The organism is Nocardia aobensis NBRC 100429 (assembly GCF_000308375.1).
GTDB classification, from domain to species: domain Bacteria; phylum Actinomycetota; class Actinomycetes; order Mycobacteriales; family Mycobacteriaceae; genus Nocardia; species Nocardia aobensis.
In genome coordinates this window covers 1-20,047 of the sequence record NZ_BAFQ01000086.1, presented here as the reverse complement: position 1 = coordinate 20,047, position 20,047 = coordinate 1, and the positions used below count along the sequence as shown (strand labels likewise).

Below are 20,047 nucleotides of genomic sequence, written 5' to 3'. Positions count from 1 at the left end.
CCGACCGCGGCCGCAGTCAACGCCAGCACGAACGAGCCGCGCGTACCGAGCCGGCGCGCCACCCGCGCCCCGCCCATCGAACACACGAACACCGCTACCGCCGCCGGAATACCCAGCAGCGCCGCGCCCAGGACGTCGCGACCGGCCACCGACTGCAAATACATGCTGGTCAGATAGCTCATTCCGGCCAGCGACATCATGCCCACCGTGGACGACCCGATCGCCACGCGGAACAGGCCGCGCCGGAACAGGCTCAGATCCAGCAGCGGTTCGGCCAGAGTGCGCTGGCGCCGCACGAATGCCACCAGGACTACGACACCGGCGAGGCCGAGCACCACCGAGACCGCGTCGACGCCCTCGGCCGCCGCTCGTTTCACCGCGTACACCAGCGGCAGGATGCCGCCGATGGACATGATCACGCTCACCGGATCCAGCGGTCCGCGACCGGCGGAGCGGTGTTCGGGCAGCAGCAGCGGTCCCAGCGCCAGCAGCACCAGCAGTACCGGCGTATTGATCAGGAAGATCGACCCCCACCAGAACTTGTGCAGCAGCAGGCCACCGATCACCGGTCCCACCGCCGAACCGCCGGCGAAGAACGCCGTCCAGATGCCGATGGCGGTGCCACGGGCCCGCGCCTCGGGGAACAGGCTCGAGATCAGCGCCAGGCTCGACGGCAGCAGCGTCGCACCGCCGACACCCATCAGCGCGCGCGCCGCGATGAGTACCCCGGCGCTGGGCGCGAAGGCCGCCAGCAGCGAGGCGATGCCGAAAACCGTTGCGCCGGCGAGCAATATGTTGCGCCGGCCGATGCGGTCACCGAGATTGCCCATGGTGATCAGCAGTCCGGCGATCATGAATCCGTAGATGTCGAGAATCCACAGCTGCTGTTCGGCCGAGGGGTCCAGATGCTCGGTCAGCGTCGGCATCGCCAGGTACAGCACCGACATGTCCATCGACACCAGCAGCACCGGCAGGATCAACACCGCCAGACCCAGCCACGCCCGCCGGGGGGTTGCGCTCGGCGCGGTGTAGCCCGCCGCCGAGGTCTCAATGCCGACCATCACCTATCCTTCATCTCGTGCGTACGTCGTACGCGACCGGGGTACAGCGTACGCATCCGGCCGGAGAAAGGAAAGCGAGTTTCGATGCCGAAACCTTCCCACCCGTCCTCACCTGCGCCTTCGGGCTCTCCGAGCCCGTCTCAGCCCGAGCGGCTGACGCGGGCGGCGATCGTCGACACCGCCATCGCATTGGCGGATGCCGACGGCATCGACGGATTGTCCATGCGCCGCATCGCCGAGCGGATGGGCGTGGGCGCGATGTCGCTGTATCGGCATGTACCGAACAAGGACGCACTGCTGGCCGATATGACCGACGAGGTCGCGCGCCGCTACCCGTATCCGGCACCGGAAGCCGGCTGGACCTGGCGTGACCGCGTGCGCGCGGCCGCCGACATCGACTGGCAGCTCTACCGGCTGCACCCGTGGGTGCTGTTCACCTTCGCGGTGCCGCGCTACAACTTCGGCCCGCACAGCCTGGCGTGCCTGGGCTGGCTGACCGAAGGTCTGCTCGAACTGACCGATGATCGCCGCGAGGCCACCGCGATGGCTCTCGAGGTCTGGAGTTATATCGCCGGCATCGCTCTCCAGCAGGTCAGCGCCACCATTCTGGCCGCCCGCGAGGACGAGCACGACGAATCCTCCGGTCTGACGGCACTTCTCGAAGGCACCCCGCGCTGGCCGAGCCCGCCCGCGCTGGCGCCCCTCGAAGGCACCGGACTCGGTGATCTGCTCGATCCGGTGCGGCAATTGCATTCGGGCCTGTCGGCGATGTGCGACGGTTTCGCCGCACGCCACGGCTGACCGTCGCTCAGTAGTACGACCGGCCCTGGACGCCACCGGAGACCGACCACACCTCCACGATCAGCCCGTCCTCGACGCGCAGGATATCGGTGCCGCTCACGGCGATCTCACCGCCGGCGACCGGTCGCCGCGAACCGTACGGCCGCGCCACGGTCCCGGTACGGCGGTCGTCGATGTCGACGACCGCTTCGCCCTGGGTTTCGAATCGCTGCCCGGGCGCGGCCGCGCGGAAGTCCGCGATCCGGCGCGCGAACGTCTCCGGGTCATGGATGCCGTCGTAGGCTTCGGCGCCCGGCTGGGCATACCGAAGTGTGAAGTGCGGGGCCATGATTCGGCTCGCGAGCTCCAATTCCCCGTTCCACATCGCCGTCCACCGGTCGAAGAGTTCGATTCCGTATGCGCGCACGTCCACTCCAATAGTCTCATTGATACGGTATGACGGATATGAAGCTATAGTCTCAGTGAGACCGTGTCAATGCCGTTCCGAACCGAGACGTGCCGAACCGAAAGCTGACGACCATGGCGGATCTGGGAGCGCAGGACCATATCGTGCTCGGGCTCATCGCCCGGCACGGCCCGCTCACCCCCTATGAACTCAAAGCGCGCATGGAGGAGAGCGTCGACTACTTCTGGCCGGTGCCGCACGCCCAGCTCTACCGTATTCCGGCCCGGCTGGCCGAGCGCGGCCTGCTGCACGAGGACGCCGAGGAGACCGGCCGCCGGCGCCGGGTATTCCAGCTCACCGACGCCGGACGCGAGGCGTTACGCGCATGGCTGGCCGACCCCGGGTGCCCGCCGCCGGAGACGCGTGATCCGGCGCAGGTGAAACTGTTCTTCGCCGACCTCGGCGCACCGGAGGACGTGATCGCCCTCGCGCGCCGCCAGGCGGCCGAGCACCGCCGCTGGCTCGACCGCTACCGCGCCATGCACGCCGAGATCGACCCGGCCGATACCGTGCGGGCCCAATCCCGTTCCCGCATCCTGGAACTCGGCATCGGCCACGAACAGGCGTACGTGGACTTCTGGACCGAACTCGCCGACCGTCCCGACCGGGTCGGGCACGGCGATTCGGCACCGGTCAGCCGGTGACCACGGCGTAGGCGAATCCGTCCCAGCCCTTACTGCCCACGGTCTGCAGCACGGTGGCCTCGAGCCGCGGCTCGTCGGCGAGCAGTCCCAGCGCTTCCCGGGCCCCGCGGACCGCGGGGTCGCCGGGATCGCCGTCGGCCAGGGCGCCACGACGCACGACATTGTCGACGATGATCACCGAACGGGCCGGGTCAGCCGCAAGGCCCACCGCACATAGTTGGCGTTGTTGACCTTGTCGGCATCGATGAAGACCAGGTCGAAGGGCTCGCCGTGGTCCTCGGCGACTCCCGGCAGGGTGTCCAGCGCCGCGCCGACCCGGATCTCCACCCGCTCCCCCACCCCCTTGCGATCGAGGTTGGCGCGAGCCACCTCGGCGTGGTGCGGATCGTATTCCAGCGTCACGACGCTGCCCTGCGGTCCCACCGCGCGCGCCAGCCACAGGGTGCTGAACCCGCCGAGCGTGCCGATCTCGAGGACGCGCCGCGCCCCGGCCGACAGCGCGAGCAGATACAGGAATTTGCCCTGCGCCGGCGAGACGTCGATGGGCGGCAGGCCCGCCTCGGAATTCGCCTGCGCCACATCGGAATCGGCATCTCCGATCAGAGTGTCCACGACGTAGCGATCGACCGCGCCCCATTCGGCATTCGTCATATCGGCCAGTGTGCCACCGCGACGCCGCCGTCGGCGACCCCTCACGGCGGAATCGCGCGGGCTCAGAACAGGAAGTAGCGCTGCGCCATCGGCAGCTCGGTGGCCGGCTGCTGGTCCCACACCTCGCCGTCGATGCGGACGGTGAAGGTGTCGGGTTCCACCTCGATGCGCGGCATCGCGTCGTTGAGCGGCAGATCGCTCTTGGTCCGGCGGCGCACATCCGCCACCGGCACGAGTGTGCGCCGGACCTGCAGCCGCTCGGCGAGTCCGTCCTCGACGGCCTGCGGAGAGACGAAATGCAGTGACGTCCCCGCCGCCACCACCGGCGCGGCGCCGAACATCGGCCGCGGCAGCACCGGCTGTGGGGTCGGGATCGAGGCGTTGGCATCGCCCATCGCGGCCCAGGCGATCGCGCCGCCCTTGAGCACCGCATGCGGGCGCACGCCGAAGAAGGCCGGCTCCCACAGCACCAGATCGGCCAGTTTGCCGACTTCCACCGACCCGATCTCGTGGTCCAGGCCGTGCGTCACCGCCGGGCAGATCGTGTATTTCGCGATATAGCGGCGGACCCGATGATTGTCGGCGGCCCCGTCACCGGGCAGCGCGCCGCGGCGGACCTTCATCATGTGCGCGGTCTGCCACGTCCGCATCACCACTTCCCCGATGCGGCCCATCGCCTGGGAATCCGAGCCGATCATCGAGATCGCGCCCAGATCGTGCAGCAGGTCCTCCGCGGCGATGGTGGAGGGCCGGATCCGGCTCTCGGCGAAGGCGAGATCCTCGGGCACGGCCGCGTTGAGATGGTGGCACACCATCAGCATGTCCAGATGTTCGTCGAGAGTGTTGACCGTGTGCGGGCGAGTCGGATTGGTGGAGCTGGGCATCACATTCGGGTGCGAGGCGACGGTGATGATGTCCGGCGCGTGCCCGCCGCCGGCGCCCTCGGTGTGATACGAGTGGATGGCCCGCCCGGCGATCGCGGCGAGGGTGTCCTCGACGAATCCGGCCTCGTTGAGCGTATCGGAATGCAGCGCGACCTGGACTCCGGCGGCATCGGCCACCCGCAGGCAGGCATCGATCGCCGCCGGGGTGGTCCCCCAGTCCTCGTGCAGCTTGAATCCGCCCGCGCCGCCGCGCAATTGCTCCCACATCGCCTCGGGCCGCACGGTGTTGCCCTTGCCCAGGAGCAGGATGTTGACCGGCCAGCCGTCGGTCGCCTCGAGCATGCGGCCCAGATGCCAGGCGCCGGGAGTGACCGTGGTGGCCTTGGAGCCCTCAGCCGGTCCGGTTCCGCCGCCGATCAGGGTGGTGATACCGCCGCCGAGCGCCTCGTCGAGCAACTGCGGGCAGATGAAGTGAACGTGGCAGTCGATCGCGCCGGCGGTGAGGATGCGGCCGTTGCCGGCGATGATCTCCGTCGACGGCCCCACCACCAGATCCGGATGCACACCGTCCATGGTCTCCGGATTGCCGGCCTTGCCGATCGCGCAGATGCGCCCGTCGCGAATGCCGATGTCGGCCTTGATAATTCCCCAATAGTCGACGATCACCGCCCCGGTGATCACGGTGTCCGGGGTGCCCTCGGCGCGAGTGGCGCGAGCCTGGCCCATCGATTCGCGCAAGACCTTGCCGCCGCCGAAGACGGCCTCGTCACCGGCCAGGCCGGGTCCGCCGCAGCGGTCTTCGGTGATCTCGATCAGAAGATCGGTGTCGGCCAATCGAATTCGATCCCCGACCGTGGGACCGAAGAGTGCGGCGTAACGAGCGCGGGACAGTTCTGCCATCAGTCGACCGGCCTTTCTGTCTGCTCGGACCGGTTCACCACCGGGCCGAGCGGCCCCGGCGCATCCGGGCCGATCCCGTACACCTCACGGCTGCCGCCCAGCGGTACCAGCGAAACACGCTGCGCCAGGCCGGGTTCGAAGCGCACGGCGGTCCCCGCCGGAATGTCGAGTCGGCGGCCGTGTGCCGCGACCCGGTCGAACTCGAGGGCGGTGTTGGCCTGCGGGAAGTGCACGTGACTGCCCACCTGCACCGGCCGGTCGCCGGTGTTGACCACCTCGAGTTCGATCCGGTCGGCGGCGGCGTTGAGTTCGATGGGGTCGGCGGCGAGCAGATACTCTCCCGGCACCGGGCTGTGGCCGCTCTCGGCGGATATCGCGCTCATCGGTGCCCCTCAGCCGATCGGGTGATGCACGGTCACCAGTTTCGTGCCGTCGGGGAAGGTGGCCTCGACCTGGACGTCGGGGATCATCTCCGGCACACCCGCCATCACGTCGTCGCGGGTGAGCACGGTGCGGCCCGAGGACATCAACTCGGCGACGGTGCGGCCGTCGCGGGCGCCCTCCAGGACGTGGTCGGTGATGACGGCGACCGCCTCGGGGTGGTTGAGTTTGAGCCCGCGCGCCTGCCGCCGCCGCGCCAACTCGGCCGCGTAGCTGAGCATCAGCCGTTCCTGCTCGTGCGGTGACAGACGCACATCGTCTCCTCGGCTGCTCGGTCGTACGGTGCTCGATATCTTGGCACGGCCGTACCGGGTGCGCTCGTCGTCGTGTCGGCGCTCGCTTCAGGGGCTAGCTCTTGACCGCGCCGTCCGCGGTGAGATTCTGCAGCCGCACCTGCCCGCGCGCGACCACCCGGTCCTGCTCGTCGGTGATCTGCACCTGCCACAGCTGCTGCGATCGGCCCTGGTGAATCGGGGTCGCGACACCGCGCAGACTGCCCTCGCGGACCGCGCGCAGGAAGTCGGTGTTGTTGTTGACGCCGACCACATGTCCGCGGTCGCCGAACCAGACACCGCCGCCGACACTGGCCAGGGTTTCGATGATCGTGCAGTACACCCCGCCGTTGACGATGCCCGCGGGCTGATGCAACTGCGGCGAGACCACCCACTCCCCGACCACACGATCGGGCCCGACCTCGGTGTACTTCAGACCGATGAGGTCGGTGAAGGTCCCCTCGCTGTAGCGGGTCATCTGCTCGGGCGTGACATCCGCCAGGGAACGAGCCTCGAATCGGTCGTGCTGTGTCATAGAAAAACACTTACACCACCTGGGTACCGCCCGGTACGGCGGTGCCGCACGCCCGGGCGCGGGCAGGCCCGGTAATCGAGCAGCACACCTGGTGATAACATGTGAAAATCGTTGTACCGCAGGGGTATACGCACTCACAGCGATCCGGCTACGGTTGTGATCACGGCGAACGCAACCCTCGCTCCCGCATCCGCGCGGCCCTACCGTGGCGGCCATGACAGCCGCATCGGACACTCCGCTCAACGACATCGTCGACGCCACCGCACAGGCCGTGGCCGGCGATCCGGCGAAGGCGCAGGTCCTGTTCTCCGCCGCCGGTATCGCGGAGGGCGCCGTCGGCAGCGCCGTCACGGCCGGCACCTACACGGTCCGGGTGGACGAGCCGGCCGCGCTGGGCGGCGCGGGTACGGCACCCAATCCGGTCGAGTTCTATCTCGCGGCGCTCATCTCGTGTCAGGTGGTGACCTACCGGTTCTGGGCGCAGCGCCTGGGCATCGTCGTCGACGATCTGCGCATCGACGCCGAGGGCGACCTCGACGTGCGCGGCTTCTTCGGCCTCGACGACACCGTGCGCGCCGGATTCCAGCAGGTCCGGGTGACTGTGCATATCGACGGCCCGGAGCCGGCGCAGCGTTACGCTGAACTGCAGGCCGCCGTGGACGCCCACTGCCCGGTTCTCGACATCTCCACCGGGCCGACGCCCGTGCTGACCAGACTGATCACTTCCGAATCGGAAAACTCCACAGTTTCCGCCTGATTCTTCGCGAATCGGGCATCCTTGGGGGCGGCGCACCGCCGCCCCATGCGCGACGACCCATCCCATCGACACCTTTTGGAGCTGAAACCCATGACCGACTCCGTCGAGCCGAACGATCCGGCGCAGAACTGGAGCTTCGAGACCAAGCAGGTTCACGTCGGCCAGATTCCCGACGGCACCACCAACGCTCGCGCGCTGCCGATCTACCAGACCACCTCCTACACCTTCCGCGACACCGATCACGCGGCGGCACTGTTCGGTCTGGCCGAGCCCGGCAACATCTACACCCGCATCATGAACCCCACCCAGGACGCGGTCGAGCAGCGCATCGCCGCCCTCGAGGGCGGTGTGGCGGCGCTGCTGCTGTCCTCGGGCCAGGCCGCCGAAACCTTCGCGATCCTCAACATCGCGGGCGCCGGTGACCACATCGTGTCGAGTCCGCGCCTCTACGGCGGCACCTACAACCTGTTCCACTACACGCTGCCGAAACTGGGCATCGAGGTGTCGTTCGTCGAAGATCCCGACGATCTGGATCAGTGGCGCGCCGCGATCCGCCCGAACACCAAGGCGATCTACGGCGAGACGGTGTCCAACCCGCAGAACCACATCCTGGATCTGCCGGGCCTGGCCGAGGTCGCGCACACCGCCGGTGTGCCGTTCATCGTGGACAACACCGTGCCGACCCCGTATCTGATCCAGCCGCTGAAGCACGGCGCCGACATCGTCGTGCACTCGGCGACGAAGTACCTGGGTGGCCACGGCGCGGCGATCGCCGGCGTGATCGTCGACGGGGGCACATTCGACTGGACGGTGACCGACGAGCAGGGCAACTCGCGCTTCCCCGGCTTCACCACCCCGGACCCCAGCTACCACGGCGCGGTCTTCGCCGATCTGGGTGCGCCGGCCTACGCGCTGAAGGCGCGGGTGCAGTTGCTGCGCGACCTCGGCTCCGCGGTGGCCCCGTTCAACGCGTTCCTGATCGCCCAGGGTCTCGAGACGCTGAGCCTGCGGGTGGAGCGCCACGTCGCGAACGCGCAGGCGGTCGCTGAATTCCTCACCGAGCGGCCGGAGGTCACCAGCGTCTTCTACGCGGGGCTGCCGTCGTCGCCGTGGTACGAGCGCGGCCGGGAACTGGCCCCGAAGGGCGCCAGCGCGATCGTCGGCTTCGAACTGGCGGGCGGTGTCGACGCGGGCAAGAAGTTCGTCGACGCGCTGACCCTGCACAGCCATGTCGCCAATATCGGCGATGTGCGTTCGCTGGTCATCCACCCGGCCTCGACCACGCATTCGCAGCTGACTCCCGAGGAGCAGCTGTCCGCGGGCGTGACGCCGGGCCTGGTCCGGCTCGCGGTGGGTATCGAGGGGATCGAGGACATCCTCGCCGACCTGCGGACCGGTTTCGACGCCACGCACTAGTTCTCACCGATGCCCGGTTCGCCGCCACTCCGGCGGTGGGCCGGGCATCGTCATGTCTGCAAAACACCAACCGGCACATCGGGATTCGCGCGCGAATGTCGGAAACGACGCGGCGGACCCTCCTGACGAAGGGCCCGCCGCGGGCAGTGGATCGGGGAGTCGACCGCAGCCCTCGGGACTCTCGCTCGATCCGGACGCCGAGCTGAGTGTAGGTCAGCCTTACCTAACTAAGCAAGAGCGACGCACCGGCAACCCTCGATCGGCCAGCGCCAGTAGCAACGCCTGCCCTCGCTCGGTCCCGGCATCCGCGCCGGACCGCGCCAGTTCCGGCACGTAGGTGGCCGCGCCGACGATGGATTCGCCCACCAGATTCCAGAATCGCGCCCGGCTCAGCCCGGCACAGCGGTACAGGCTCTCACACACCAGCGTCAGCGCCGCCTCACAGCGATGCGCCAACCACACCGCCAGCGCCCGATCACACGGCAGCGTCACCACACCCGGACGCCCGGCCAGCGGATCACCCGCCACCACGCGAATCGTCGTGTCGGACAGGCCCGCCCAGTCCAGTCCGCCGTCGTTGTCGGTGTGCACCCACAGATTCTCGAGCCCGGGATCCCAGGCCCGGTTGTCGCAGACCGCCAGCGCGACCACCCGGCCGACCACGGCATGGATCAGGGCGGTGGCGACCACCTCGGCGGCGATCTCAGCGCTGACCATCTCCGCCGCGTGCCGGCGATACATCAGCTCGATGCGACCTTCGCGCACCCCGTCGGCCAGTCGCCACCAGCGCCGGCGACCCTGTTCGGCCATCGCCGCCATGGCGTAGACCCGCGGATGGCCGGGCTGCAGCGCGCGCAGCCGGACGCAGATCTGTTCGAACGCCGGCTCGAGACGGCGAGCCGGGAAAATCGTCACTGGTTCGGACATCGAACCCCCTCAACGTTCGGCATTACGGTCGACAACGGAAGATAGGTTAGGCTTACCAGACTTGTCCGGCGACGGGTCGCCGCGCAAGTGCCCGATCGCCATGAAACGCGTCACCCAGGAGTCGTTCGCCGCCGTGTCCGCCGCAGTCACCACCCCCCGTCGCCGTGCGAGCGGCCTGGCACTCCTGGCCGGGGTGCTGCTGCTCGCCGTCGTCGCCGGACTCGCCGTCGGCGCGAAATCCCTGTCCCCGGCCGAGATCTGGCATGCCGTCTCCTGTCCGGACGGCGTGCCGTTCACCTGCCCGGCGGACGGGCAGGCCGATCGGATCGTGCGCGAATTGCGCCTGCCCCGAACGATTCTCGCACTGCTCACCGGCGCCGCGCTCGGTATCGCCGGTGCGCTCATCCAGGGCTACACGCGCAATCCGCTCGCCGATGCCGGATTGCTCGGCCTCAACGCGGGCGCGGCGTTCCTGGCCGCGCTCGGCATCCATCTGTTCGCGCTCACCCAGCCGAGCCAGTACATCTGGTTCGCCTTCGCCGGGGCACTGGTGGCGGGTGTGGTGGTGTTCGGCGCCGCGGCGACCGGCGGCAGCCGGTCCACCCCGTTGACGCTGGTCCTGGCCGGTGCGGCGGTCACCGCACTGCTGCAGGCGCTGACCAATGCGGTGATCCTGCTCGATCCGGCCGCGCTGGACACCTACCGCTTCTGGGTGGTCGGCACACCCGCCGGTCACGACCCCGCGGTGGCGGCCCAGGTGGCGCCGTTCATCCTCGCGGGAGCGGTGCTGGCGATCCTGGCCGCGCCCGGGCTCAACGCGATCGGCCTCGGCGAGGACGTCGCACGCGGACTCGGGGTGAACATCGCGCGCAACCGGGCGATCGGACTCACCGCGGTGGTGCTGCTGACCGGCGCCGCGACGGCCGCGGTCGGCCCGATCGCCTTTCTCGGATTGGTCGTTCCGCACCTGGGCCGCATGATCACCGGCCCGGATCACCGCTGGCTGATTCCCTATTCGGCGCTGCTCGGCGCGATCGTGCTGCTGCTGGCCGATGTCGTCGGCCGGGTGATCGCACCGCCCGGCGAGTTGCAGGCCGGTATCGTGCTGGCCGCGATCGGCGCCCCCTGTTTCATCGCCCTGGTGCGCCGGCGGAAGGTGGCCGAACTGTGAACGCGCGCAGCGATATCCGCACTTCCGACGCCGCGGGCACGGAATCGAATACCGGGGCGGGGACCACTGGAGACGAACAGACCGGGAGCGCCCGCACCGAGGCGGTGTCCGGCTTCGGCGGCGACTCTCCCGGTGCTGTCGAGGCGGCGTCCGGCTCCGTCGGCGATTCGAGGAACGCCCCCGACGGGGGCCGATCCGGCGCGGAGCTGACCCGGGTCCGGCCGGCCGTGCGAATCGCCGGAATGTCTGCGGTGCTTCGTGTTTCGATGCTGCTGTCACTGCTCGCGCTCGCCGCGGCGATCGCGGTGCTGTTCGTGGTCGACATCTCGGTCGGCGACTATCACATCGCGCTCGGACGGGTGCTGGACGTGCTGACCGGCGGCGGGACTCGCTCGCAGCGCTACGTCGTCATGGAATCGCGATTGCCGCGAGCGGTCACCGCGCTGGTGGCCGGAGCGGCGCTCGGCATCGCGGGTGCGATCACCCAGTCGATCCTGCACAATCCGCTCGCGAGTCCCGACGTCCTCGGCATCACCTCCGGGGCGAGCTTCGCCGCGGTGGCGGTCCTGGCCGGAGCGGGTGGCACCGCCACCGGAATCGTGGCATCGCTGGGCGTTCCGCTCGCGGCGCTGGCGGGCGGGCTGGCCACGGCCGCACTCATCGGCGTCCTGGCGCTGGGGCGCAACAGCGGCGGCGACACCGGGCTGAGCGGAATGCGATTCATCCTCATCGGCATCGGGGTCAACGCGCTGCTGCTGGCCGGTATCAACTGGCTCGTCACCCGGGCGAGCCTCGACGACGCCACCCGGGCGCAACTGTGGCTCACCGGCTCGCTCAACGGCGCGGACTGGAACCGGACCGCGGCCGCGGCCGCGGGGCTCGTCGTCGTGATCGCCATCGCGGCGGGCTCGGCGCGCACCCTCGCCGCGCTGCGCTTCGGCTCCGACACCACCCGCGCGCTCGGTGTGCGCGTGCAGACTCAGCAATTGGTGCTGATCGGCGCCGCGGTGGCGGCGGCCGCGCTGGCCACCGCGGCGGTCGGCCCGCTCGCCTTCGTCGGATTGGCCGCGCCGCAGATCGCGCGCCGGCTGCTGCGCACTCCCGGCGAGCCCGTGATCGGCTCGGCCCTGACCGGCGCGCTGATCGTGGTCGCCGCCGATGTCGCGGCCCGCACCGTCGTACCGGTCGATCTGCCGGTCGGCCTGGTCACCGCCGCGTTCGGCGGACCGTTCCTGCTGTTGCTGCTGATACGCGTGAACCGGAAGGCGACATTGTGAGCACCCGAACCCCGCACCGGAGCACCGGCCACGACGACGCGCACCGCCTCGCCGCGGAGAACATCACCCTCGGCTACGGCGGCCGCGTCATCGTCGACGGCCTCAGCGTCGATATCGAACCCGGCCTCATCACCACCGTGATCGGCCCGAACGGCTGCGGCAAATCCACACTCCTGCGTGGACTGGGCCGCCTGCTGCGGCCGAACGCGGGCCGAGTCCTGTTGGACGGCAAGGCGATCGCCACCATGAAAACGCGCGACGTCGCCCGCATCGTCGGCATGCTGCCGCAGACCCCGGTCGCGCCGGAAGGCCTCACCGTGGCCGATCTGGTCGCGCGCGGCCGCCATCCGCATCAATCGTGGCTGCGCCAGTGGTCGGCCGACGACGAAACCGAGGTCGCGCACGCCCTCGCCCAGACCGGCGTGGCGGAACTGGCCGACCGCACCCTCGACGAACTGTCCGGCGGGCAGCGTCAGCGCGCGTGGATTTCCATGGCGCTGGCCCAGGGCACCGACATCCTGCTGCTCGACGAGCCCACCACCTATCTGGATCTGGCCCACTCGCTGGAGGTGCTCGACCTCGTCGACCGGCTGCACGACGATCTGGACCGCACCGTGGTCATGGTGTTGCACGATCTGAACCTGGCCATCCGCTACAGCGACCGGCTGATCGTCATGCGCGAGGGCCGCATCGTCGCCCAGGGCGCGCCGGGTGAGGTGATCGATACCGAACTGTTGCGAACGGTATTCGGCCTGCGCGCCGAGGTGCACACCGATCCGGTGTCGGAGCGGCCGATGATCGTGCCGATCGGATCCCGGCACGTGATCGGCGCGGTCGGCGGACCACGCGCGACCGATTCCGCGAGTTCCCCGACCACCCTATGAAAAATCCCACACAGCTACCGGCCGGTTACGACGAACTGTAGTACGCATTTGTGTCGTTGCCTCCGTAAGCTGGAGGGATGGCAGGTCTTGGTGAACTCGAGAAAGCGGTCATGGACCAGTTGTGGTCGGCCGATGAACCGCAGACGGTACGGCAGGTCCACGAAGCCCTCGCCGCGCGCCGCGAGCTCGCGTACACCACGGTGATGACGGTGCTACAGCGGCTGGCGAAGAAGAATCTGGTCGTGCAGCAGCGCGACGACCGGGCACATCGATACGCGCCCGTGCACACACGCGACGAACTCGTGGCCAGTCTGATGGTCGACGCGCTGCAGCAGGCCGACGAAGTCGGTTCCCGGCGCGCCGCGCTCGTGCACTTCGTCGAACAGGTCGGAAAGGATGAGGCTGCCGCACTCCGGGATGCACTCGCTAAGCTCGAAGCAACCGAGACCGCGCGCAACCCGTCCGAGGACGAGAACACCGCGTCCGACGACAACGGAGTCGCCCCGCCGCAGTAGCTGCGTGGTGCTCTCCGCCGCCGCGATCTCGGGCCCCTGGCCCCACAACGCAGTGAGCTGAGTATGAACGCAACCGCGCCGGTCTTCGCCGGTCTCGCCTTGCTTCTCGCGGGACCGGTCCCGGCTCTGCTCAGCCGAGCCACCTGGCCGTACCGGACACCCCGGGCGGCGCTGGTGTTGTGGCAGGCGGTCGCGCTGGCGGCGGTGCTGTCGGCGTTCGGATCCGGGCTGGCCATCGCCAGCCTGCTGCTCGTCCCGGGACCCGACGGCCGCCCCACCACCTCCCCGACCAAGGAGATCGACGCGCTCGGTCTGGGGCTCTGGCTGATCTACGTCGTCGTCTTCGCACTGACCCTGCTGGTCGGCGCGCGCCTGATCTATGCCGCGATCCGGGTCGGCGTGCACACCCGCCGCCGCCGCGCCCGGCACCGGATGCTGGTCGACCTGCTCGACCAGGGTGGCGACCCGACCCACGGCGATCTGATCGCGACCTCACCACTGGCCGGCACCCGGGCCGCCGATATCCGCGTCCTGGCCGCCGCCGAACCCATCGCCTACTGCCTGCCCGGGCTGCGCCAGCGCGTGGTGCTCAGCCAGGGAACGTTCGCGAATCTGTCGAAATCCGAGCTGACCGCGATCGTGAGCCACGAGCGTTCGCATCTGCGGGCCCGCCACGACCTGGTGCTGGAGGCGTTCACCGCCGCGCACGAGGCGTTCCCGCGGGTGGTGCGCAGCAAATCCGCGCTGGATTCGGTGAAACTGCTGATCGAACTGCTCGCCGACGATTCCGCCGTCAAGGTGACCGGCCCGACCCCGCTGGCCCGCGCCCTGGTGACCTGCTCGAATTCCACCGCCCCCCAGGGAGCGATGGCCGCCGGCGGCCCGACGACGCTCATCCGCATCCAGCGCCTGACCGGTCCGCTCGGCGATCTGCGCATCGCGACCGCGGCCTATGCGACGGCCGCCGCGATCCTGGTGGTTCCGACCCTCGCGGTGGCGATTCCGTGGCTGGTCGAATTGAACCGGTTGCTGAGTGCCTGAGCGACGGCGTTCACCGGGAGCTCGCGGCCGGCAGTCGAACAACCGCGGGGACAAGCCCTTCGGACGCGGCGGGCCCCGGGGCACGCGATCTTCGGAAGGTTCCGGGCGGACCGCGGGCGGCCGGCCGACGAGCGAGCCCAAGGGACGATCGGACCGCACGTCGAGTGCCGGAGACCGGGCGCCGAAGGACGGTCGCCGAGCCGGCCACGACACCGAACTGTCGACCTCATCGCCCGGCAGCGAAAATTCTCCAGGTCCGGCCGTGCTCGCAGGGCCCGGATTCGCGGAACTCGGCCTGCCGGTCGATCTGGTCCAGGCGTTGCGGCGCGGACGTCTCGAGACCGCCTTTCCCATTCAGGCCGCGGCGATTCCGGATGTGCTCGCCGGTCGCGATGTGCTGGGACGCGCTGCCACCGGTTCCGGCAAGACACTGGCCTTCGGCCTGCCGATGCTGGTCCGGCTGCGGCGCGGTGCGTCCACACCACGCCGTCCTCGTGCTCTCGTACTCGCCCCGACCCGCGAGCTGGCCGCGCAGATCGAGGCGGCCCTGGACGAGGCGGCGCTGTCGCTGGGCCTGCGAGTGGCGACCGCCGTCGGCGGCGTACCGATCAAACGGCAAGCCGATCGCCTGGCTCGCGGGGTGGACCTGCTGGTCGCGACCCCCGGCCGGCTCACCGACCTCATCGACCAGGGCAAGGTCGGCCTGGACGCGGTCCGCGTGGTCGCGGTCGACGAGGCCGACCACATGGCCGAACTTGGCTTCATCGACCAGATCCGAGCGATCCTCGACCGCCTCCCCGCCGACACCCAACACCTGCTCTTCTCGGCAACCTTGGACGCCGCCGTCGACACACTGGTGCACACGTATCTGAACGACGCCGTCAACCACGACGTGACGACCACCGCCGCGACGCGGCGACCCTCCGAGCAAGCCGGGCGTCGCGCGGGAGAAGCCGAGCCCGGACTCGCCGCTCCTGGCACGCAGGCCATCGCGGTGCCAGTCGAGGGCGGGGCCGGTGACACCGAAAAGCACGCCGGGCGCCACGCCGCAGCGCTCGAGCCGGGCGCGTTCGAAACCGGCACGGATTCCGGGACGACCGGACAGCCGGCCGAATCGGCACATGGACGAGCCGTACGTGCCGCGCGGACCGAATCGCTCTCCGAGGCAACGGATTCGGTGGCTGCACCCGAGACGGCCGACGCTCCGGCTGCCGGGGCCGGCAGCGCGCGCACCGGCAGCGAGCTCGGTGGGCTCTCCCCTTCCGGCACGGCGAAGGTCGCCCACTATTTACTGCAGGTGCGAGCATCCGACAAGCGCGCGGTGGTCACCGAGATCGCCGGGCGGGAGGGGCGCACGCTGCTGTTCGTCCGCACCCAGTACGGCGCGGACAAACTCGCGCGGAGGCTGCGGGAAGCGGGCGTCGGGGCCGTCGCGCTGCACGGCGGGCTGAGTCAGGCGCAGCGCACGCGCACCCTGGCCGTCTTTTCGTCCGGCGTGGCACCGGTCCTGGTAGCCACCGACGTGGCAGCGCGCGGTATCCACGTCGACGAGGTCACGCTGGTGGTGCATGTCGATCCCGCCGCCGACGCCAAGGACTATCTGCATCGCTCCGGTCGCACGGGCCGCGCGGGCGCGAGCGGCGTCGTCGTCACGATCGGCACCGATACGGGCACGGAGACAGTACTCCACGACGCCGCAATCGAGTTCCATCACATACGCGTACGCGCGGGCGATCCCCGGCTCACCGACATCACAGGGGCGCGGCCGCCGACCGGGCGCCCGATCTCCGATCCGGCCGCCGCCCCACCCGCGGCCGCCGACACGCGGAAAGTCGACACGCCCGGCACGTCCCGGCGAAACACCCGGCCATCGCACGCCCCCCACCGCCCTCGCACGCGCCGCGCCCACTGAACACCCACCGGGATCTGCCTGGCCCAGCGCCGACTCGCTACAGTCACCGAGTGCTCGACCTCATCGCGCCGACCACGCAACTGCACAGCGCCTGGCTCGATGCGCATGCCGAATGGGGCCCCGGCGCACATGAAGACGGGTTCGGGCTGACACCGGCCGACGACGTCGACTCGCCGGCCGGATTCGCGACCTGGGTGGCGCGGCTGGCCGACGAGTCGACGCACACGACATACCGGTGGGTCGTCCGTGACCAACACGTCCTCGGCGGGATCGCGCTGCGTCACCATCTCGACGAGTACGTGCGCTGGGCCGGCCACATCGGCTTCGGCATCCGCCCGGCCGCGCGGCGGCGCGGGCTGGCCGGCTGGGCGCTGGGACGAATGCTCGACCACGCCCACCAGCTCGGCATGGACCGCCTTCTGCTCGTCTGCGCCGTCGACAACGTCGCCTCCGCGAAAACCATCCAGAGCCAGGGCGGAGTGTTCGAAGGAATTCGCGACACCGCTCTCGGCCCCGCGCGGCGGTACTGGATCACGCTTCCGCACCCGAGCAACTGATTCATGAACCAGCACCGGTGTGGTCGACGGGTCCCCATAAGGTTCGTATTCGACGGGGCGGCGTCGCATCGCCTCTCGGAATACCTTCCACCACAGCGGTTTTCACGGCATCGGTGCATGAGCCGTCCTTCAGGTCGACACCGGATCGGCCCAGCGCACGGGCGCCTGCCACCAGACCCGCGACCACGGAGGCAGCCTGCCGATACCCCAACCCGTCGGGCGGGTGGATATTCGACACGCAATTGCGTTCGGCGTCGGTGCGGCCGGGGCGAGGCCGGTGAGTCAGGTAGATGCCGAGGCTGTCGGCCACCGACAGGCCGGGGCGTTCGCCTATCAGAATCAGCACGGTGCGCACGCCGAGAGCCGCACCGAGATGGTCGCCGATCGCCACCCGCGCCTGGGTCGCGATCACCGGCGGGGCCAGCGCGTAGTGCGGGGCGAGTTCGTCGACCAGGGCGGCGAGCAGGTTCGGCCCGTGTGTCGCGAGCGCACGGGGTGACAGACCGTCGGCAAGAACGAAGCCCACGTCGAAACCTGTGGGCGAGGGGAACTTTCGTATCGCGGAAGTATCCTCGGGCGCTCGCCCGAGATCGGGCCGGCGCAGATATTCCGCGCGGTCTCGCGCCCGGCTGCGCACCCGGATCGGCGTCCCGATGTCCAGCGCGGCGACCCGTTCGCACAGCGCATCCACGTCCACGGATGTGTGCACCGCGTCGCGCGCCGCCGCATGCGCGGCCCGGAATTCCAGGACCCGCGCGGTGGGCAGTGCGTCACCGGTCCGGCCGAGCCCGATCCGCGCCTGCGTCGCCGCGCGCAATTCCCGCCAGAACGACTCGCTGTCCGCGCCACCTCCAGCGGTATGGCGCGCCCGCCCGACGCCGGCCATGTCCATCTCGCCCGCGTCACCGCGCCCCGCGCTCATCGGGGACCCGCCAATTCCCGCAGCGGCGAGCTCAGCGGTTCCACCGCGGCGATACCGCCCGCCGCGTCCAGCATCCCCAGCCCCGCCAGCCACTGCTCGAACTCCGGCGCGGGCGCTAGTCCCAGCAGCCGGCGCACGTACAACGCGTCGTGGAAGCTCAGGCTCTGATAGCCGAGCATCACGTCGTCGGCCCCGGGCACCGCGATCACGAACGCGACGCCGGCCGCGCCCAGCAGCGTGAGCAGGGTGTCCATATCGTCCTGATCGGCCTCTGCGTGGTTGGTGTAGCAAACGTCGACGCCCATCGGCAGGCCGAGCAGTTTGCCGCAGAAGTGATCTTCGAGCCCGGCCCGCACGATCTGTTTGCCGTCGTACAGATATTCCGGGCCGATGAACCCGACGACCGTGTTGACCAGTAACGGCTCCAGTTCCCGCGCGACGGCGTACGCCCGCGCCTCGAGCGTCTGCTGATCGACGGGCCTGCCGCCGGTACCGAGATGCGCGCCCGCCGACAATGCCGAGCCCTGCCCGGTTTCCAGATACATCACGTTGTCGCCGACGGTTCCGCGCCCCAGCGACCGTCCGGCGGCATCGGCCTCGCGCAGCAGCGACAGATTCACCCCGAAACTCGCATTCGCCGCCTCGGTCCCCGCGACCGACTGAAAGACCAGATCCACCGGCGCCCCCGCCTCGATCAGCCCCAGCGTGGTGGTCACATGGGCGAGCACGCAGGACTGGACCGGGATGTCGAATCGGGTCCGCACATCGTCGAGCAGCATCAGCAGCTCGGCGGCGGCTCGCGGCGAGTCGGTGGCCGGATTCACGCCGATCACCGCATCACCACAGCCGAGCAGCAATCCGTCGAGTACCGCCGCGGCGATTCCGCGCGGATCGTCGGTGGGATGATTGGGCTGCAACCGGGTGGCCAGCCGCCCCGGCAGTCCGATGGTGGTGCGGAAACCGGAGCGCACCTCGGCGGCCCGCGCGACCGCGATCAGATCCTGATTGCGCATCAGCTTGCTCACCGCCGCCACCATCTCCGGCGTCAAACCCGCTGCCACGGAACGCAATACCGCTGCCGGTGGTTCCGGCTCCGATCCGGCGGCCACCGCGAGTAGCCAGTCCCGCAGCCCGCCGACGGACAGGTGCGCGATCGGCGCGAAGGCGGCGCGATCGTGGGTGTCGAGAATCAACCGGGTGACCTCGTCGGTCTCGTACGGCACCACCGGATCGTTCAGGAACTCGCGCAGCGGCACCTCGGCCAGCGCCCATTGCGCCGCGGCCCGCTCCGCGTCCGAACTCGCCGCGCACCCGGCCAGTTCGTCGCCGCTGCGCAGCGGTGTCGACTTCGCCAGCAACTCGACCAGCCCGTCGAAGGCGTAGGTCCGGCCGTGGAGGGTCTGCTGATACCGCGTCATCGGGTCTCCTGCGGATACGCGCGTCCTGTCCACCCTCACCGCCGGTGGTGGCTGCCAGCGTACCGCCGCGCCCGCACCCTGCGATGTCCGTTATGTCCCAACGCGTTACGATCGGGTAAGCACTCCGACACCACGGGGAGGCGCGCATGACCGAACGCAAACCGGCCCGCATGGGATTCGAATCCTGGATCGACAAGCAGATCCGCGAGGCGACCGAGCGCGGCGAATTCGACAATCTGGCCGGCACCGGCAAACCCCTGCCCGGCATGGGCGAGCCGTACGACGAGAACTGGTGGCTGAACAACTACCTGCGCCGCGAGGGCGTGGGCGGTGAGGCCTTGCTGCCGACCTCGCTGACGCTGCGCCGCGATCTGGAGCGGTTGCCCGAGCGGGTCGCGGAGATGGACTCCGAGGCCGAGGTCCGCGCCTACGTCTCCGAGCTCAACATGCGCATCGTGGAATGGATCCGGATGCCGCACGGACCACACGTCCGCCTCGCCCCCGCACGAGCCGACGAGGTGGTCGCGCGCTGGCGCGCCGACCGGCGCATCCGGCAACGGACGGCCACCGGTAGCGGAAAGGCCTCTCCCCCAACCACTTCCACGCGCCGACAGGA

At 69.8% G+C, this 20,047-nt stretch carries 21 protein-coding genes and 1 pseudogene; 12 read left to right on the top strand and 10 right to left on the bottom strand.

Annotation, left to right across the window (positions count from 1 at the left end; translation table 11 throughout):
- Positions 1-1,061 (bottom strand): MFS transporter (locus RJ03_RS11255; protein WP_036501034.1); only part of this gene is annotated, 1,061 nt, incomplete at its 3' end.
- Between the two features lie 84 nt (positions 1,062-1,145).
- On the opposite strand from RJ03_RS11255, the gene RJ03_RS11250 reads away from it, so the two are divergent.
- On the top strand, positions 1,146-1,862 hold the full coding sequence (locus RJ03_RS11250; protein ID WP_051024562.1) for a TetR/AcrR family transcriptional regulator: 717 nt from the start codon (positions 1,146-1,148) through the stop codon (positions 1,860-1,862).
- Positions 1,863-1,869: 7 nt separating this feature from the next.
- Here the strand turns inward: RJ03_RS11250 and RJ03_RS11245 are convergent, their stop codons facing one another.
- The gene (locus RJ03_RS11245) at positions 1,870-2,274 is read right to left on the bottom strand and encodes a nuclear transport factor 2 family protein (protein WP_198163908.1); all 405 of its coding nucleotides are present in this window, start codon (positions 2,272-2,274) and stop codon (positions 1,870-1,872) included.
- A gap of 107 nt (positions 2,275-2,381) precedes the next feature.
- On the opposite strand from RJ03_RS11245, the gene RJ03_RS11240 reads away from it, so the two are divergent.
- Positions 2,382-2,951 (top strand): PadR family transcriptional regulator, encoded by a 570-nt coding sequence (locus RJ03_RS11240; RefSeq protein ID WP_036501030.1) that lies wholly within the window; start codon positions 2,382-2,384, stop codon positions 2,949-2,951.
- Here RJ03_RS11240 and RJ03_RS11235 read toward each other — a convergent pair.
- From RJ03_RS11235 to RJ03_RS11215, 5 genes and pseudogenes are all read right to left on the bottom strand, one after another.
- Positions 2,941-3,602 (bottom strand): annotated as a pseudogene (locus RJ03_RS11235) (O-methyltransferase). The gene RJ03_RS11240 and the pseudogene RJ03_RS11235 sit on opposite strands and share 11 nt — an antisense overlap.
- A 62-nt stretch (positions 3,603-3,664) precedes the next feature.
- A complete protein-coding gene (locus RJ03_RS11230; protein WP_036501028.1) occupies positions 3,665-5,386 on the bottom strand; it encodes an urease subunit alpha in 1,722 nt (573 codons plus the stop codon).
- On the bottom strand, positions 5,386-5,769 hold the full coding sequence (locus RJ03_RS11225; protein ID WP_051024561.1) for an urease subunit beta: 384 nt from the start codon (positions 5,767-5,769) through the stop codon (positions 5,386-5,388). The genes RJ03_RS11230 and RJ03_RS11225 overlap by 1 nt, the downstream gene beginning before the upstream one ends.
- A gap of 9 nt (positions 5,770-5,778) precedes the next feature.
- Positions 5,779-6,081, bottom strand: coding sequence for an urease subunit gamma (locus tag RJ03_RS11220; protein WP_036501026.1), 303 nt, complete (start codon positions 6,079-6,081; stop codon positions 5,779-5,781).
- Positions 6,082-6,175: 94 nt separating this feature from the next.
- The gene (locus tag RJ03_RS11215) at positions 6,176-6,634 is read right to left on the bottom strand and encodes a PaaI family thioesterase (protein ID WP_198163907.1); all 459 of its coding nucleotides are present in this window, start codon (positions 6,632-6,634) and stop codon (positions 6,176-6,178) included.
- Positions 6,635-6,848: 214 nt separating this feature from the next.
- Here RJ03_RS11215 and RJ03_RS11210 point away from each other — a divergent pair, with 214 nt between their 5' ends.
- Together RJ03_RS11210 and RJ03_RS11205 are read left to right on the top strand one after the other, a co-directional pair.
- A complete protein-coding gene (locus RJ03_RS11210; protein WP_036501023.1) occupies positions 6,849-7,391 on the top strand; it encodes an OsmC family protein in 543 nt (180 codons plus the stop codon).
- Positions 7,392-7,481: 90 nt separating this feature from the next.
- Positions 7,482-8,807, top strand: coding sequence for a bifunctional o-acetylhomoserine/o-acetylserine sulfhydrylase (locus tag RJ03_RS11205; RefSeq protein ID WP_036501022.1), 1,326 nt, complete (start codon positions 7,482-7,484; stop codon positions 8,805-8,807).
- Between the two features lie 219 nt (positions 8,808-9,026).
- On the opposite strand, the gene RJ03_RS11200 is transcribed toward RJ03_RS11205, so the two are convergent.
- Positions 9,027-9,734, bottom strand: a complete 708-nt coding sequence (locus RJ03_RS11200) for a hypothetical protein (protein WP_036501019.1) — start codon at positions 9,732-9,734, stop codon at positions 9,027-9,029.
- A 100-nt stretch (positions 9,735-9,834) separates the two neighbouring features.
- Here RJ03_RS11200 and RJ03_RS11195 point away from each other — a divergent pair, with 100 nt between their 5' ends.
- From RJ03_RS11195 to RJ03_RS11165, 7 genes are all read left to right on the top strand, one after another.
- On the top strand, positions 9,835-10,905 hold the full coding sequence (locus tag RJ03_RS11195) for a FecCD family ABC transporter permease (RefSeq protein WP_051024563.1): 1,071 nt from the start codon (positions 9,835-9,837) through the stop codon (positions 10,903-10,905).
- A 242-nt stretch (positions 10,906-11,147) separates the two neighbouring features.
- The gene (locus RJ03_RS11190) at positions 11,148-12,182 is read left to right on the top strand and encodes a FecCD family ABC transporter permease (protein ID WP_083870749.1); all 1,035 of its coding nucleotides are present in this window, start codon (positions 11,148-11,150) and stop codon (positions 12,180-12,182) included.
- Positions 12,179-13,066, top strand: a complete 888-nt coding sequence (locus RJ03_RS11185; RefSeq protein WP_051024560.1) for an ABC transporter ATP-binding protein — start codon at positions 12,179-12,181, stop codon at positions 13,064-13,066. Before RJ03_RS11190 ends, RJ03_RS11185 begins: the two co-directional genes overlap by 4 nt.
- A gap of 77 nt (positions 13,067-13,143) precedes the next feature.
- Positions 13,144-13,581, top strand: a complete 438-nt coding sequence (locus RJ03_RS11180; protein WP_051024559.1) for a BlaI/MecI/CopY family transcriptional regulator — start codon at positions 13,144-13,146, stop codon at positions 13,579-13,581.
- 63 nt (positions 13,582-13,644) lie between these two features.
- Positions 13,645-14,622 (top strand): M56 family metallopeptidase, encoded by a 978-nt coding sequence (locus RJ03_RS11175; RefSeq protein ID WP_036501017.1) that lies wholly within the window; start codon positions 13,645-13,647, stop codon positions 14,620-14,622.
- Between the two features lie 262 nt (positions 14,623-14,884).
- Positions 14,885-16,534 (top strand): DEAD/DEAH box helicase, encoded by a 1,650-nt coding sequence (locus RJ03_RS38315; RefSeq protein WP_245552245.1) that lies wholly within the window; start codon positions 14,885-14,887, stop codon positions 16,532-16,534.
- Positions 16,535-16,584: 50 nt separating this feature from the next.
- Positions 16,585-17,091: a GNAT family N-acetyltransferase gene (locus RJ03_RS11165; protein ID WP_036501015.1), complete on the top strand. Its 507-nt coding sequence runs from the start codon at positions 16,585-16,587 to the stop codon at positions 17,089-17,091.
- Position 17,092: 1 nt separating this feature from the next.
- Here the strand turns inward: RJ03_RS11165 and eutC are convergent, their stop codons facing one another.
- Together eutC and RJ03_RS11155 are read right to left on the bottom strand one after the other, a co-directional pair.
- Positions 17,093-17,977, bottom strand: coding sequence for an ethanolamine ammonia-lyase subunit EutC (eutC, locus tag RJ03_RS11160; protein ID WP_083870747.1), 885 nt, complete (start codon positions 17,975-17,977; stop codon positions 17,093-17,095).
- 32 nt (positions 17,978-18,009) lie between these two features.
- Positions 18,010-19,431 (bottom strand): ethanolamine ammonia-lyase subunit EutB, encoded by a 1,422-nt coding sequence (locus RJ03_RS11155; RefSeq protein ID WP_036501013.1) that lies wholly within the window; start codon positions 19,429-19,431, stop codon positions 18,010-18,012.
- 146 nt (positions 19,432-19,577) lie between these two features.
- Here RJ03_RS11155 and RJ03_RS11150 point away from each other — a divergent pair.
- On the top strand, positions 19,578-20,047 hold a 470-nt coding region (locus RJ03_RS11150; protein ID WP_063820360.1), incomplete at its 3' end, for a DnaJ family domain-containing protein.

Excerpts from the sequence above, each read along its gene's own strand:
- RJ03_RS11230 (WP_036501028.1), bottom strand. The coding sequence starts at position 5,386 with ATGGCAGAACTGTCCCGCGCTCGTTACGCCGCACTCTTCGGTCCCACG.
- RJ03_RS11240 (WP_036501030.1), top strand. The coding sequence starts at position 2,382 with ATGGCGGATCTGGGAGCGCAGGACCATATCGTGCTCGGGCTCATCGCC.
- RJ03_RS11175 (WP_036501017.1), top strand. The coding sequence starts at position 13,645 with ATGAACGCAACCGCGCCGGTCTTCGCCGGTCTCGCCTTGCTTCTCGCG.
- RJ03_RS11200 (WP_036501019.1), bottom strand. The coding sequence starts at position 9,734 with ATGTCCGAACCAGTGACGATTTTCCCGGCTCGCCGTCTCGAGCCGGCG.
- RJ03_RS11180 (WP_051024559.1), top strand. The coding sequence starts at position 13,144 with ATGGCAGGTCTTGGTGAACTCGAGAAAGCGGTCATGGACCAGTTGTGG.
- RJ03_RS11155 (WP_036501013.1), bottom strand. The coding sequence starts at position 19,431 with ATGACGCGGTATCAGCAGACCCTCCACGGCCGGACCTACGCCTTCGAC.
- eutC (WP_083870747.1), bottom strand. The coding sequence starts at position 17,977 with ATGGCCGGCGTCGGGCGGGCGCGCCATACCGCTGGAGGTGGCGCGGAC.
- RJ03_RS11210 (WP_036501023.1), top strand. The coding sequence starts at position 6,849 with ATGACAGCCGCATCGGACACTCCGCTCAACGACATCGTCGACGCCACC.
- RJ03_RS11195 (WP_051024563.1), top strand. The coding sequence starts at position 9,835 with ATGAAACGCGTCACCCAGGAGTCGTTCGCCGCCGTGTCCGCCGCAGTC.
- RJ03_RS11215 (WP_198163907.1), bottom strand. The coding sequence starts at position 6,634 with ATGACACAGCACGACCGATTCGAGGCTCGTTCCCTGGCGGATGTCACG.
- RJ03_RS11190 (WP_083870749.1), top strand. The coding sequence starts at position 11,148 with ATGTCTGCGGTGCTTCGTGTTTCGATGCTGCTGTCACTGCTCGCGCTC.
- RJ03_RS11250 (WP_051024562.1), top strand. The coding sequence starts at position 1,146 with ATGCCGAAACCTTCCCACCCGTCCTCACCTGCGCCTTCGGGCTCTCCG.
- RJ03_RS11205 (WP_036501022.1), top strand. The coding sequence starts at position 7,482 with ATGACCGACTCCGTCGAGCCGAACGATCCGGCGCAGAACTGGAGCTTC.
- RJ03_RS11225 (WP_051024561.1), bottom strand. The coding sequence starts at position 5,769 with ATGAGCGCGATATCCGCCGAGAGCGGCCACAGCCCGGTGCCGGGAGAG.